Consider the following 14,911-nt stretch of genomic DNA (forward strand, 5'->3'; position numbering starts at 1 on the left):
CGCCAGCTTGGCCGCCAGGCCGGCGCCCACCGTGCCGCCGGCGCCGCCCTTGTTGTCGATGATCACCTGGCGGCCCAGCTGGCGCGTCAGCACCGTCGTCAGCGGCCGGGCAAAGGCGTCCGTCCCGCCGCCGACCGGGAACGGGACGATCCAGGTGTAGGGCTTGCTGCCCTGCGCCTGCACGAGCCAGGGGCCCGTCAGCGCGGGCGCGGCGGCCAGCAGGGTACGGCGCTTCATTGGCTTGTCTCCGTGGGTGTGATACGGCAATTATGGGCAAGGCGCTGAGGGCTGCAGCAGCGTACCGGAGGTGACCGTGCTCGACATCAACATGCTGGGCGAGAGCGACCCGTCGCTGGCCCGCGCGCTGCGCAAGGCCCATCCCCGCCTGCCGTGCTGATGCCGACGGCGGCCGGCGCGGCCATCGACCAACGCCGACGTTTCTGGAGCCCCTCGCCCAGTCCCGCGCCGCTGCAAGCGTGCGGGCCCCGGTCGGTCACCAAGGGGACGGCCATGCATGCCGGATTGCCCGGCATGCACATCGCCTCAGGCGGGCCGGCTTGGGAGCAGCCCGGCGCTCGAGCCGCAAAGGCGCAAACCCGAATTCAGCTGGGCTCGGGGAGTTTGAGCCAACGCTGCAAGCGCGTGCGCAGAGCTACAAAGTCCAGCGGCTTGGTCAGGTGCTCGTCCATGCCCGCTTCCAGGCTGGCGGCCACGTCGGCGTCCAGCGCATGCGCGGTCAGCGCCAGGATGGGGAAGGGCGGCAGCGTGCCCTCGCGCTGCTGGGCGCGCAGGCGGCGGGCGCATTCCAGGCCGTCCATGCCGGGCATCTGGATGTCCATCAGCACCAGGTCGGGCGGGGCATCGGCGCAGGCCGCCAGCGCTTCCAGGCCGTTCTTGGCCAGCCGGGCCTGCACGCCCATCAGCGACAGGAACTCCAGCGCCACGACCTGGTTGATGTGGTTGTCCTCGACCAGCAGCACGTTGGCCTGACGCTGGCTTGGCAAGGCGCCCTTGTCGCCGGGTTCCGGCGTGTCGACGCCCGCACCACCGGTGGTGGCGCTCAGCCAGTACGGCACCAGCGCTGGTGCTGGCCCGGGCAACGTCGAGTTGTCCATCCCCATGTCCTCTTCAGTTTGTATTTTTGTTATCGGCCCCGGACGGAGCGCGGGCCATTGTTGCCTCAGCCGGCGTTGCCACGCAACCGCATGACCCACAAACGCGGTGCGGCTTGGCCGCTCGCCAGGCCTGAATCGACCGCTCGTCGGTCGCGAGTGCTGACAGTTTTGGACTGTGCCCCTCCCTACACTGCTCGCCTTTGTCGTTTGGGACCCCTCCCGCAATGTCTGACGGTCTGATCCGCATCCGAGGTGCTCGGCAGCACAACCTCAAGAATCTCGACCTCGATCTGCGCACGGCCGAGCTGACCGTCGTGACCGGCCCCAGCGGCTCGGGCAAGTCCAGCCTGGTGTTCGACACCCTCTATGCCGAGGGCCAGCGGCGCTATGTGGAGACCTTCTCGGCCTATGCACGCCAGTTCCTGGACCGCATGGACCGCCCGGCCGTCGACAAGGTGGACGGCGTGCCGCCCGCAATCGCCATCGACCAGACCAACCCGGTGCGCACCAGCCGCTCCACCGTGGGGACGATGACCGAGCTGAACGACCATCTGAAGCTGCTCTATGCGCGCGCAGCGGAATTGTTCGACCGCAAGACCGCGCTGCCGGTCAAGCATGACACGGCGCAAAGCATCTATGCGGAGCTGATGTCCCGGACGGCGGTCGACGACCCCAGGCTGGTGCTCAGTTTCCCGGTCGAGCTGCCCGGCAACACCTCGGCGGAGCAGGTGCAGCAATGGCTCTCGGCCAGCGGCTTCACGCGCGTCCAAGGCGAGCGCGAAGTTGAAGGTAAAAAAGTGTTGGACGTGGTGGCCGACCGCTTCCGTATCCAGGCTTCTGACAGGCAGCGCGCGATGGAAGCCATCGAGCTCGGCCTGAAGCGCGGCGCAGGCCGGGTGAATGTTCACGTGGGTGACGACGGCGCAACACTTTGGAAGTTCTCGACCGGCCTGCACTGCCCGGAGAGCGACGTCCGCTACGCCGACCCGCAGCCCGCGCTGTTCTCCTTCAACTCGGCCTTCGGCGCTTGCGAGGCCTGCCGCGGCTTCGGTCGCGTCATCGGTGTCGACCTCGGACTGGTCATCCCCGACGACCGCAAGACCCTGCGCAACGGTGCCATCAAGCCGATGCAGACACCAGCCTGGAAGGACTCGCAGGACGACCTGCTGAAGTACGCCGGGGAGGCCGGCATTCCGCGCGACACGCCGTGGAAAGAGCTGAGCCCTGCCCACCGCGAATGGGTCATCAGCGGCACGCCCAACTGGAACGGCAACTGGAACAAGCAGTGGTATGGCGTCAAGCGCTTCTTCGATTACCTGGAGAGCAAGGCCTACAAGATGCACATCCGCGTGCTCTTGTCCAAGTACCGCAGCTACACCGAATGCCCTGCCTGCAAGGGCGCGCGACTGAAGCTGGAGGCGCTGCTGTGGCGCGTCGGCTCCAAGCCGCTGGCGGACGCGGCGTTGCCGGCGGCCCAGCGCTTTCTTCCGGTTGGCGTCGGCTGGACCCGCGAGCAGCTTGAGGCGCTGCCCGGCCTGAGCTTGCACGACCTGATGCAGTTGCCCATCCAGCGCCTGCGCGACTTCGTCGACGGCCTGCAGCTGCCCAGCACCATGCTGGACGAGGCGCTCAAGCTGCTGCTCGACGAGATCCGCCACCGCAGCCGCTACCTGTGCGACGTCGGCCTGGGCTATTTGACGCTGGACCGCCAGAGCCGCACGCTGTCCGGCGGCGAGGTGCAGCGCATCAATCTGACAACGGCCCTGGGCACCTCCCTGGTCAACACGCTGTTTGTTTTGGACGAGCCCAGCATCGGCCTGCACCCGCGCGACATGGGCCGCATCGTGCAGGCCATGCAGCGCCTGCGCGACGCGGGCAACACGCTGGTCGTCGTCGAGCATGACCCGGCCGTCATGCTGGCCGCCGACCGCCTCATCGACATGGGCCCCGGCCCCGGCGAGCGCGGTGGGCAGATCGTCTACGACGGCACGCCCGACAGCATCCGCTCGGCGGACACGCTGACCGGCGCCTACCTCGGCGGGCGCAAGCATGTCGGCATGGGCCTGAAGCGTCTCGTCGATGAGAGCACGCCCAAGCTCATCCTCGTAGGCGTGCGCGAGCACAACCTGCGCGACGTGACCGTCGAGTTCCCGCTGCAGCGCCTGGTCGTCGTCACCGGCGTGAGCGGCTCCGGCAAGAGCACGCTGATGCAGGACGTGCTCTACCCCGCGCTGGCCCGGCAGTTCGGCAAGGCGACCGAGACGCCCGGTGTGCATGAACGTCTGCTGGGCGGCGACTTCCTGGCCGACGCGGTGTTCGTGGATCAGTCGCCCATCGGCAAGACGGCGCGCTCCAACCCGGCCAGCTATGTCGGCGCCTTCGACGAGATCCGCAAGCTGTTCGCCGACGCGCCCATCGCGCGCGAGCGCAGCTACACGGCCGGCATGTTCAGCTTCAACGCCGGCGACGGCCGCTGCCCGACCTGCGGCGGATCGGGCTTCGAGCATGTGGAGATGCAGTTCCTCAGCGACGTCTACCTGCGCTGCCCGGACTGCGACGGCAAGCGCTTCCGCGCCGAGATGCTGGACGCCAAGCTGACGCTGAAGGACCGTGACCTGAGTGTGGCCGACGTGCTGGAGCTGACGGTGGCCGAGGCCGTGCATCTGTTCAGCGAGCACCGCGCCGTCATTGCCAAGCTCCAGCCCATCGTCGACGTGGGTCTGGAGTACGTGCGCCTGGGCCAGCCGGTGCCGACGCTGTCGGGTGGCGAGGCCCAGCGCCTCAAGCTCGCCGGCTTCCTGGCCGAGGCGGCGGCGTCGCCGCGTTTCGGCGTCGCCAAGAAGGGCACGCTGTTCCTGTTCGACGAGCCGACCACGGGCCTGCACTTCGACGACATCGCCAAGCTGATGCGCGCGCTGCGCAAGCTGCTGAGCGCCGGCCATTCGCTCATCGTCATCGAGCACAACCTCGATGTCATCCGCGCGGCCGACTGGCTCATCGATCTCGGCCCCGAAGGCGGCGAGGCGGGCGGCGAGGTCGTCTGCACCGGCACGCCCGAGGAGATCACCAAGCACGCCACGTCGCATACCGCCGCGGCGCTGCGCGACTATGCGCTGCACATGGACCGCTCGGCCATGGCTGTCGAGGAGGGCCGGCCGCTGCAGTCCATCGTGCGTGGCCGCCGCCAGGCCGACGAGGCGATCAAGATCGTCAATGCGCGTGAGCACAACCTCAAGGGGCTGAGCGTCGACATCCCGCGTGGCAAGTTCAATGTCGTGACCGGCGTGTCGGGCTCGGGCAAGTCCACGCTGGCCTTCGACATCCTCTTCAACGAGGGCCAGCGCCGCTATCTCGAATCGCTGAACGCCTACGCCCGCAGCATCGTGCAGCCGGCCGGCCGGCCCGAGGTTGATGCCGTCTGGGGCATTCCGCCGACGGTCGCCATCGAGCAGCGCCTGTCGCGCGGTGGCCGCAAGAGCACGGTGGCGACGACGACCGAGGTCTGGCATTTCCTGCGCCTGCTCTACGTCAAGCTGGGCGTGCAGCACTGCACCAAGGACGGCGCGCCGGTGAAGCCGCAGAGCGTCGAGTCCATCGCCGCCCAGCTGATGCGCGACTACCGCGGCCAGCATGTGGGCCTGCTCGCGCCGCTGGTGGTGAACCGCAAGGGCGTCTACACCGACCTTGCCAAATGGGCCAGGGGCCGCGGCCACACGCATCTGCGCGTGGACGGCGAATTCCTCCCCACCTCGCCGTGGCCGCGCATCGACCGCTTCAAGGAGCACACGCTGGAGCTGCCAGTCGGCGACCTCGTCGTCACGCCCGAACGCGAGACCGAGCTGCGCGAGCTGCTGGCGAAGGCCCTCGATATCGGCAAGGGTGTGCTGCATGTGCTGGCACCGCTGGACGGGCTCAGCCTGGACGGTGGCGCGACCGGCGCCGGTGTCGGCACGGTCAAGGTCTTCTCCACCAAGCGCGCCTGCCCGATCTGCGGCACCAGCTACCCCGAGCTGGACCCGCGCCTGTTCTCCTACAACTCCAAGCATGGCTGGTGCACCAGCTGCGTCGGCACGGGCCTGGCACTGACGCGCGAGCAGCGCAAGGAACTCGACGACAGCGTGCAGAGCGACGACAACCGCGGCCGCGAGCAGAGCTTTCCGTCCGAGGAGGCCGAGGTCGAAGGCCTGACCGACGCCGCCTGCCCGGACTGCCACGGCACGCGGCTGAACGCGACGGCGCGCTCGGTCGAGTTCGAGCACAAGGGCATCGGCGACGTGGCCGCCTGGAGCGTGGGCGAAGCGCAAGCCTGGGTAAAGGGCTTGCACCTGCGGGGCCGCGATGCCGACATCGCGCGCGACGTGGTCAGCGAAATCCTCGGCCGGCTGGAGTTCCTGCAAGAGGTGGGGCTGGGCTATCTGACGCTGGACCGCGCCGCGCCCACGCTGTCGGGTGGCGAGGCCCAGCGCATCCGCCTGGCAGCTCAGTTAGGCAGCAACCTGCAGGGCGTCTGCTATGTGCTGGACGAACCGACCATCGGCCTGCATCCGCGCGACAACCAGATCCTGCTGAAGGCCCTGGCGACGCTGGGCGACAAGGGCAACACCCTGGTCGTCGTCGAGCATGACGAGGACACCATCCGCCGCGCCGACCACATCATCGACATCGGCCCCGGTGCCGGCAAACGTGGTGGCCGCGTGGTGGCCCAGGGCACGGCGGCGCAGCTGGCGCTGGAGCCCGAATCGACGACGGGCCGCATGCTGGCCCACCCGCTGATCCACCCGCTGCAGGCGCGCCGGCCGATTGATCCGGATGCGCCTAAGCTCCGGGTGCTGAACGCGTCACTGCACAACCTCAAGGGCGTGACGGTGGACGTGCCGCTGCACCGCCTGGTGGCCGTGACCGGCGTGTCCGGCTCCGGCAAGTCCACGCTGGCGCGCGACGTGCTGCTGGCCGGCATGGCCGTGGCCGTGCCGCTGCGCAAGGCGCCAGCCCAGTGGACCGGCTGCGACGGCATCGAGGGCCACGAGCGGGTCGACCGAGTCTTGGAGGTCGACCAGACCCCCATCGGCAAGACACCGCGCTCCTGCCCGGCGACGTATATCGGCTTCTGGGACGCCATCCGCAAGCTCTTCGCCGAGACCCTGGAGTCCAAGGCGCGCGGCTATGCGCCGGCGCGCTTTTCCTTCAACACCGGCGCGGGCCGTTGCCCGGGCTGCGAAGGCCAGGGCATGAAGACCATCGAGATGAGCTTCCTGCCCGACGTGAAGGTGCCCTGCGACCAGTGCCACGGCCAGCGCTTCAACCCCGAGACGCTGGGCGTGTCCTGGCGCGGCAAGAGCATTGGCGATGTGCTGGCGATGGAGGTGGACGAGGCGGTGGAGTTTTTTGCGTCGATGCCATCGATTGCGCATCCGCTGCAGTTGTTGAAGGACGTGGGGCTGGGGTATCTCACCCTGGGCCAGCCGTCGCCGACCTTGTCGGGTGGCGAGGCGCAGCGGATCAAGCTCGTGTCGGAGCTGGTCAAGGTGCGCGACGACGTGACGAGGCGGGGGCAGAAGGCGCCGCACACGCTCTATGTGCTGGACGAGCCGACCGTGGGCCTGCACATGGCCGATGTGGAGAAGCTGATCCGCGTGCTGCATCGGCTGGTCGCGGGCGGGCATTCGGTGGTGGTCATCGAGCATGACCTGGATGTGATTGCGGAAGCGGATTGGGTGCTGGATCTGGGGCCCGAAGGGGGCGACGCGGGCGGCCGCGTTGTCATCGAGGGGACGCCGGAGCAGGTGGTGGGGTCGGGCAGCCACACCGGGGTGGCCCTGGCACCCGTGCTGAGCCGCTGAGCCGGAACGCCTTGGCGCCCTTCGGCTGCATGGGATCCGCAATTACAGGATGATCTAGGGGGAAGCAACACATCGTGCGGCGCCCGCATTTCATTTCCTGGAAGCGATATGCAAGCACCTATCAAACCGGTCGACGAGCGCAGACGGCTGCTTGCCTTGCGCGCCCTCAGGCTGCTGGACTCGGCACCCGAGGAGCGGTTCGACCGCATCACGCGCCTGGCTCGGCGCCTGTTCGACATGCCGATCGCGTTGGTGAGCCTGGTGGACGGCGAGCGGCAGTGGTTCAAGTCCGCTGCGGGTCTGGACATCCCGCAAACCCCTCGCGACATCTCGTTTTGCGGCCATGCCATCCTGGGCGAGGGGCTGTTCATCATCCCCGACACCCGGGCCGATGCCCGCTTCGCAGACAACCCCCTGGTCACCGGTCCGCCGCATGTGCGCTTCTATGCCGGCTACACACTGAAGGCGCCCAACGGCAGCAAGCTGGGCACCCTGTGCCTGCTGGACAGCCAGCCGCGTGACCTGCCACAGGAAGACCGGTCGCTGCTCGGCGATCTCGCCCGCATGGCCGAGCTAGAGCTGGTGGCCTTGCAGTTGGCCACTACGGACGAGTTGACGATGCTGCCCAACAGGCGCGGTTTCGAGGCGCTGGCTCAGCATGCCTTGCAGCTGGCGCATCGGCAGCGCTCGCAGGCCACCTTGCTCTTCTTCGACCTCAACAATTTCAAGGATGTCAACGACCGCTTCGGACATGCCGAGGGCGACGAGGCCCTGGCCGCGTTTGCCGGCCTGCTGAGCGAATCCTTCCGCGAAAGCGATCTGGTGGCGCGGCTGGGTGGTGACGAGTTCCTGGCCCTGCTGATCGACAGCGACCCCGAGATGACCGCGCAGGCGCTCAGGCGCCTGCGCAACGCGGTGGCCGATTACAACCGGCTTTCCCGGCGCGGCTACGGCCTCTCGTTCAGCGTCGGTCAGCAGGCCTATTCGCCGGACGCGCCGCCAGACATCCGGCCGCTGCTCGCCGCTGCCGATGCCGCCATGTATGTGGACAAGCGCGGCGGGCAGACCGGGCCGTGCGAAGGGACCTGACGGCTTGCCGGATGGCGCCGGAGCTCTGCCCGCCCGGCTGCACCGGTTGTCGCGCCCGCCGCTTCGGTTGTGCCGAACTCACGCTCAGACGCGGGCATCTTTCCCGATGCGGACCAGGCCCTGCACACTGCAGCCCTTTGTGAACGGAGATCCCGCAATGGTGTTCCTCGCAGGTTGGGTGCTGGTGTTGCTGCTGCTGGCCTTGTGGTCCGCGCTGGTGTGGTCGGGCCAGGCGTTGCTGGCAGCGATGCTGTCTCATGCCGGTAGCATCGGTTCGGCCGACTGGAGCCTGCCCGAGGCGCTGACGGCCTGGTTGCCCGTGCCGGTGGCGGAATGGCTGGCGGGCACGTTGGAGACACTGACGCCGCAACTGCAATCGCTGGCCGGCATGCTGCCCTCGCTGTCCGGCGGCGTGAGCTTCCTGGCCTGGGTGGTATGGGGCGTCGGCGCCCTGCTGCTGCTTGGCATCGGGCTGGCGGTGCATGTAGCCATCGCGCTGTGGCGCAAGTCCAGGCAGAGCTCGATGCCGCAAACCGTCACGATCCTGGGCTGAACGTGCGTGGGTGACGAATGGGGCGGCCTGGGCGGCTTCCTAAAATGCGCCGCCCCTAACCCTAGGGGGCATTTCAGGAGACCCCTTGAAGCCCGTGACCTTCGCTGCGTTCAGCAGCCTGGCCCTCGCCCTGGCCTTGTCGGCCGCCGTGCCGTTGCAGGCGCAACCCGCCCCGGCCACCACAGCCCCGAGTCTCGAACAGATCTTCCGCGCCGAGCCCTATCGGGGCGATGCCGCGAAGGAAGCGGCCTTCAGCCGCAGCGGCCGCTATCTGGCCTGGCTGTGGAGCCCCTTCGGCGAGCCGGGCACCGACCTGTGGGTGCACGACACCCGTACCGGCAAGACGCAGCGCCTGACGACGCCGCAGCTGATGGCCGCCTTCGACGCGCCCGAGGACACCGAGCGCTTCGCCAAGAAGCTCAAGCAGCGCCAGACGGAATATGCGGAGCGCCAGGCCCGTGAGGTGGCGCAGCAAGCCTATCTGCGCGGCGACGAGGTCGATCTTGCGCAGTGGGAACGCGCTGCGCTGGCGGTCGTGAAGCAGGAACTGGCCGACAAGAAGGCCAAGGACGATGCGCAGAAGGCCATCGACAAGGCCGAAGCCGAGGCCGAGAAGAGGGCGGCCGCCGAGCTGGCCGCCCGGCGCGCCGGCAAGCCCGTGGCGGCTGCGGCCGCGGCCGCGGCCGCCTCAGCAGCATCCGCCGCCGACAAGGCCAAGGAGACCTGGGAGCTGCGCGACGAGCTGAAGAAGAAGCTGGCGCGCGACAAGCTCAAGCCCACCGACCTCTACCCCGGCCCGACCCAGTTCGTCTGGGCGCGCAGGGCCGACGAGCTGATCTTCCAGTACCGCGGCGGCCTCTACCGCTGGCAGGTGGGCGATGCCGCGCCGGTGGCGCTGGTGACGACGCAGCGCGACCTGCGCATCGTGGCCTATACGCCCGACGACAGCGGCTTCGTCTACACCGATGACGGTCGCGTGCTGCGCGCGCGCTTTGCACAGGCCGCCGTGCAGGTGCTCAACCGCGAGCTGATTCACCCCGACGACGAGCAGAAGAAGTACCGCATCGTCGAGACGCAAATCAGCGAAGACGGCCGCTGGATGTCGCTGCTGGCCAGGGCGCCGCTGAAGACGGCGGACGACAAGCCGGCCCCGCCGCCCAAGCAGGTCGAGATCATGAATTACAGCGAGCGCTGGGCCACGGCCAAGAAGGTCAACCGTGAGGTGTCCGACGACAAGCGCACGCTGCAGGCCATGGCGCTCTACATCCGCCAGGTGCCTGCCGGTGCCGAGCCGCCGCGCAGGCAGCCGGCGCCGGTGTTCACGCATGCCGGCGGCGATGTGTGGTTCGAGATCAGCGACGTGGCCTGGGCCAAGGACGGTAGCCACTATGCGTTCACCACCTGGGAGCGCGAAAAGGAGCTGTTGCGCGTTTATCTCGGCAATGCCGACGAGAACGCCAAGCCAGAGCTGGTGCTGGAACGCCGCGGTGATGTCGGCCACGAGGTCGTCAACGTACTCAAGCCGCGCTTCACCCCCGACGCCAAGACGCTGGTGCTGACGCTGGACGAAGCAGGCTGGCGCCAGCCCTATGCCATTGACGTGATGACGAAGGCGCTGCGCCCGCTGGTCACCGGCGAGTTCGAGGCCCACCAGGTCGTCGGCTTCACGCCCGACAGCAAGCGCATGTTCCTGCTGGCCAACCGGGGCGACGCGGCGGCGATGAACCTCTTCAGCGTCGACATGGCCAGCGGCGCCATGCAGGCCCTGGGCGCCCCGGGCGAGTTCCACCGCAACGCGGCGGCGTCGGAGGACGGCCGCTGGGTTAGCGCCAATGCAGGCAACTGGGCGCAGCGCCCCGAACTCAAGCTGCTCGCCACCGACGGCAGGACGCCGACGCGCACGCTGACCGAGAGTCATGACAAGGCCTGGGCGTCGCTCAAGCTGCTGCAGCCCGAGCGTTTTTCCTACATCAACCGTCATGGTGACCGCATCGAGGCCTATGCCTTCAAGCCGGCCGGCTGGCAGGCCAGCGACAAGCGGCCCGGCATCGTTTATGTCTACGGCGGCCCGCTCAACGACCGCCACATCGTCGAGGTCGACAGCTTCCAAAACACCGCCTACCTGTTCGGCCAATACATGGCGGCCAAGCACGGCTACGTGACGGTCGCCGTCGATCCGCGCGGCCACAGCAACTACGGCCGCAAGTTCTCCGGCGCCAACTGGGAGCGTGTCGGCGAGCCGCAGTCCGAGGACCTGGAAGACCTGGTCAAGCTGCTGCCAACGCAGTACGGCGTCGACCCCCGCCGCATCGGCCTGAACGGCTGGAGTTTCGGTGGCTTCCAGACCCAGTACACGATGTACACCCGGCCCGACCTGTTCGCCGCCGGCATCGCCGGCGCCGGCCCGACGGAATGGGAGAACTACAACAGTTGGTACAGCGGCCGCACCATCGGCAAGGTCGACCGGACCAAGCCGGTGCTGCGTAAGTACTCGCTGCTGCCGCTGGCCAAGGGCCTGAGGAAGCCGCTGATGCTGGTGCACGGCATGCAGGACCCCAACGTGCTCTACCAGGACACTGTCAACGTCTACCGCGAGCTGCTGGACTCGGGCAAGGAATCGCTGGTTGAGTTGTTCCTGGACCCGGACGGCGCGCATGCCATGGGCGGGGTCGTCAAGCCCGCCGGCTGGCACCGTAAATATGAAGCCTTCTGGCTGCAGCATCTGGCCCCTCGTCCAGTCGCACCGCGCTGAACGCGGGCGAGCCTGACCCGACGCTCGGCCCCAGGTTCAGGCGCGGCGGCGACGCGCCATCCAGCCGACCAGACCCAGGCCGCCCAGCAGCATCGCGTAGCTGCTGGGTTCTGCCACCGGTGCCAGTGCAAACAGCGCGGTGCCGGCGCCCACGCCGCCGTCACCGCCTTCGCTGGCGATGGCCAGGTAGTGCATGCCGTCCATCGTGAAGCCCTTCAGGCCTTCGGGGCGCAGCTGGCCGTCGATGGTCAACATGCGCACGAAGCTGGTCTTGCTCGGGTCGTTCACGTCGATGTCGAACACCGCCACGGCGCCGCTCGTCGTGCGCTCCAGGCCGATGAAGGCGAAGGTCTTGCCGCCGAGCTGCATCAGCTCCAGGCCTTCGGGCTCCACGCCCTTGTCGCGGCTGCGGCCGTCGTCATAGATGCCCAGCTTGTGCGCCTCGACATCGAGGATGTTGCCGCTGTCGTAGACGAGGTTGCCCTCCGTGTCGCGGATGGAGAAGGAGCGCGCGCCGGCGGCGTAGAGGTCTCCCGGCGATGAATCTGTGTTGGACACGCGCAGGTTGGCGAGCACGCCCGTGGCGCCCAGGCTGCTGGCGGCCGAGCGGTCGGCATCGTCCTCGCGGAAATCGCCCTCGTTGGCCATCACGACGTAGGTGTTGCCGCGAGACTGGAAGGTGGCCAGGCTATCCGGCATGTAGAGGCCCTTGGCGGCCACGGCCTGGAAGCTGACGCTGCCGTTGTTCAGCGTGTCGATGGCATTGCCAGCGTGCGAGAAGTCTTTGGCGCCCAGGCCGATGACCTTGGTGAACTGGCCGCTCTGCAGGTCGAGCACGCCCAGGGCATTGGCTTCCTGCAGGCTGACATAGGCCTGGGTGCCGGCGGCGTTGACCGTGATGTACTCGGGCTCGAAATCCATGCCCGTGTTGCTGCGAATGTGGCTGCCGCTCTGGGCCACGCCGGCCAGCGTGGCGGTCGAGACGACCGAGCGGCTGGCGACGTCTATGATGCTGACGCTGCCGACCGGGTCATTGGCGCCGACGCCGAAGTTGCGCGGCACCGTCGTGCCGATGCGCGTGCCGTAGTCGCCGGCGCTGGGCGTGCCTTCGTTGGCAACCAGGATGCGGCGGCCGTCGGGCGTGAAGGTCAGCATGTCGGGTAGAGCGCCGACGGCGATGGTGCTGGCGCCGGCCAGCAGCGCGCGGCTGCCGGTGTCGTAGAGCTGCACGACGCCTGGCAGCCTGCGGTCGCGCGCCTCGATGGCGAAGGCGGCGATGCCGTTGTGGATGGCCACGCTGTTGATGGCGCCCCAGGCGCTGACGTCGATGAAGTTCAGCGACGCGCCGGTCCTGGCGTCCAGCACATTGACGCCGTTGACACCCGCGACCCACAGCGTCTTGTTCGTGGCGTCGAAGGCGACGATCTCGGACAGGAAGCCGCTCGGCATGCCGGCATGGTTGGTGGCCCAGAGCAGGCCGGCGCCATCGAGCAGGCTGGCGGCGCCGGCGCTGCCGGCGCCCAGGGCGATGGCGAAGGAGGTGGCGAGGGTCTGGATCAGTCGGGTGGACTTCATGCGCATTGGCGTGGGGGGTGGACCAAAGCCACGCATGCTGTGCCGGGCGCGTGACAGGCGCGTGACGAAGGCGGGGCGTCCCCCCCGATGCAGCGCGGGGCTTGCCCTAAGCTTGGCAGCCATGGTGATCCCCGACCTGCCTCCCGACGAAGACCGCCGCCTGGCCGCACTGGCTGTCATGGACACCAAGTCCGAGCCGCTGTTCGACCACCTGACCGCCCTGGCCGCGCAGATCTGCGGCACGCCGGTCGCGCTGCTGGGCCTGCTGGACGAGAAACGCCCATGGTTCAAGGCGGCGGTCGGCTGCGGCCGCAGCGAGATGCCACGCACCCAGACCTTCTGCGCCCATGCCTTGCTGGCGGACGGCCTGTTCGAGGTCTGCGACGCGCGCCTGGACGAGCGCTTTGCCGACCACCCCGACGTGCTGGCCGACCCACCGCTGCGTTTCTACGCCGGCATACCGATCCGGCTGGACGATGGCAGCCACCCGGGCACGCTGTGCGTCGTCGACTTCAAGCCGCGCGAGCTGACCGACGCGCAACGCGAGGCGCTGAAGCGCCTGGCCGATGCAGCCGCCGCAGGGCTGATGATGCGCGAGCAGGCGCTGGCGCGAGCTGAAGGCCCCGATGCCGAACAGCCCTTCCACGTGCTGGCGCAGACGACGCCGCTGGGCGTCTTCCGCACCGACGCCGCGGGCCACTTCATCTCCACTAACGCCAACTGGCAACGCATCTGCGGCCTGCCGGCCGGCGCCAGCCTGGGCGACGGCTGGGCAGCGACGCTGGCCGCCGAGGACAGCGCCTCGGTGCTGAGCCACTGGCGGCGCTGCGTCGCGCAACGCCAGCCCTTCGAGATGCGCTACCGGCTGCGCGCCGACGCCGGCCTGCGCCAGGTCTGGGCGCGCGCGCGGCCGCTGCTGCTGCCGGACGGCAGGCTGCGTGGCTATGTCGGCATCGTCGAGGACGTCACCGACCGCATCAGCGCCGAGCACGAGCTGCGCGAAAGCAAGGCCCTGCTCGACCGCACCGGCCGCGTCGCCGGCATTGGCGGCTGGACGCTGGACCTGCAGACCGAGGCCCTGGTCTGGAGCGACCAGACCTTCCGCATCCACGACCTCGAACCCGGCCAACAGCCCACCCTCGACGAAGCCATTGCCTACTACAAGCCCGAGGCACGCCCCGTCATCGAGGCCGCCGTGCGCCGTGGCCTCAGCCATGGCGAGCCCTGGAGCCTGGAGCTGCCCCTGGTCACGGCCAAGGGGCGCGAGATCTGGGTGCTGGCCCAGGGTCAGGTCGACTGGCAGGACGGCGTGCCGGTGCGGCTGGTGGGCGCCGTTCAGGACGTCACCGAGCACCACCGCGCCGCCGTCGAGCTGGAGCACAACCGCCAGCGCCTGCGCGTGCTCTACGAGTCGACGCCGGCGCTGATGCATTCGGTCGACACTGCCGGGCGGGTGCTCAGCGTGTCTGACCGCTGGCTGCAGCGCCTGGGCTACAAGCGCCAGCAGGTCGTCGGACGCGCGCTGGACGACTTCATGACGCCCGAGTCCGCGCGGCAGGTGCGCGAGGTCTACCGCCCGGCGATGTGGCGCGACGGCCATGTCAGCGACTGCCCCGTGCAGCTGATCTGCGCCGATGGCACGCTGCGCGACGTGCTGGTGTCTGCCGTGGCGGAGTACGGCCCCGACGGCCGACCGCTGCGCGCGCTGGCGCTGGTGGACGACATCACCGAGGCGCTCAAGCACCGCGCCGAGCTGGCCCACGAGCAGCAGATGCGGCGCCAGACCGAGCGCCATGTGCAGGAGCTCGACCAGTTGCTGCGCGAACGCTCCGAGATGCTCGACGTGCTGGCCCATGAGGTGCGCCAGCCGCTCAATAACGCCAGCGCGGCGCTGCAGAGCGCCGCGGCCAGCCTGGCCGGCCGCGGTGAGCGCCAGGCCCAGGAGCGGCTGACGCGCGCCCAGGCCGTGCTGGGCCAGGTGCTGGCC

General features: G+C 68.9%; 7 protein-coding genes and 1 pseudogene. 5 read left to right on the plus strand and 3 right to left on the minus strand.

All coding sequences use genetic code 11. The features are described 5' to 3' along the window. Positions 1-237 (minus strand): annotated as a pseudogene (locus ACT6S0_RS21760) (tripartite tricarboxylate transporter substrate binding protein); the annotation flags it as partial. 365 nt (positions 238-602) lie between these two features. Next, complete coding sequence (locus ACT6S0_RS21765; protein WP_444765859.1) at positions 603-1,115, minus strand: response regulator; 513 nt, start codon at positions 1,113-1,115, stop codon at positions 603-605. 224 nt (positions 1,116-1,339) lie between these two features. Between ACT6S0_RS21765 and uvrA the strand changes: the two genes are divergently transcribed. The 4 genes from uvrA (at position 1,340) to ACT6S0_RS21785 (ending at position 11,349) form a co-directional block, all read left to right on the plus strand. Then, the gene (uvrA, locus tag ACT6S0_RS21770) at positions 1,340-6,955 is read left to right on the plus strand and encodes an excinuclease ABC subunit UvrA (RefSeq protein WP_444765860.1); all 5,616 of its coding nucleotides are present in this window, start codon (positions 1,340-1,342) and stop codon (positions 6,953-6,955) included. A 108-nt stretch (positions 6,956-7,063) separates the two neighbouring features. Next, entirely contained in the window at positions 7,064-8,044 is a 981-nt protein-coding gene (locus tag ACT6S0_RS21775) for a sensor domain-containing diguanylate cyclase (RefSeq protein WP_444765861.1), read from the plus strand. Between the two features lie 157 nt (positions 8,045-8,201). After that, positions 8,202-8,597 carry a hypothetical protein gene (locus tag ACT6S0_RS21780; protein WP_444765862.1) on the plus strand — a complete coding sequence of 132 codons (396 nt, stop codon included), beginning with the start codon at positions 8,202-8,204 and terminating at the stop codon, positions 8,595-8,597. A gap of 94 nt (positions 8,598-8,691) precedes the next feature. After that, positions 8,692-11,349: a prolyl oligopeptidase family serine peptidase gene (locus ACT6S0_RS21785; protein ID WP_444765865.1), complete on the plus strand. Its 2,658-nt coding sequence runs from the start codon at positions 8,692-8,694 to the stop codon at positions 11,347-11,349. A gap of 36 nt (positions 11,350-11,385) precedes the next feature. Here the strand turns inward: ACT6S0_RS21785 and ACT6S0_RS21790 are convergent, their stop codons facing one another. Then, positions 11,386-12,924, minus strand: coding sequence for a choice-of-anchor I family protein (locus ACT6S0_RS21790; protein ID WP_444765863.1), 1,539 nt, complete (start codon positions 12,922-12,924; stop codon positions 11,386-11,388). A gap of 121 nt (positions 12,925-13,045) precedes the next feature. Between ACT6S0_RS21790 and ACT6S0_RS21795 the strand changes: the two genes are divergently transcribed. Next, a partial coding sequence (locus ACT6S0_RS21795; protein ID WP_444765864.1) for a PAS domain S-box protein occupies positions 13,046-14,911 on the plus strand: 1,866 nt, incomplete at its 3' end.

Origin of the sequence: Roseateles sp. (assembly GCF_052436255.1) — a bacterium.
Lineage (GTDB): Bacteria > Pseudomonadota > Gammaproteobacteria > Burkholderiales > Burkholderiaceae_C > Pelomonas.

Excerpts from the sequence above, each read along its gene's own strand:
- ACT6S0_RS21765 (WP_444765859.1), bottom strand. The coding sequence starts at position 1,115 with ATGGACAACTCGACGTTGCCCGGGCCAGCACCAGCGCTGGTGCCGTAC.
- uvrA (WP_444765860.1), top strand. The coding sequence starts at position 1,340 with ATGTCTGACGGTCTGATCCGCATCCGAGGTGCTCGGCAGCACAACCTC.
- ACT6S0_RS21775 (WP_444765861.1), top strand. The coding sequence starts at position 7,064 with ATGCAAGCACCTATCAAACCGGTCGACGAGCGCAGACGGCTGCTTGCC.
- ACT6S0_RS21780 (WP_444765862.1), top strand. The coding sequence starts at position 8,202 with ATGGTGTTCCTCGCAGGTTGGGTGCTGGTGTTGCTGCTGCTGGCCTTG.
- ACT6S0_RS21790 (WP_444765863.1), bottom strand. The coding sequence starts at position 12,924 with ATGAAGTCCACCCGACTGATCCAGACCCTCGCCACCTCCTTCGCCATC.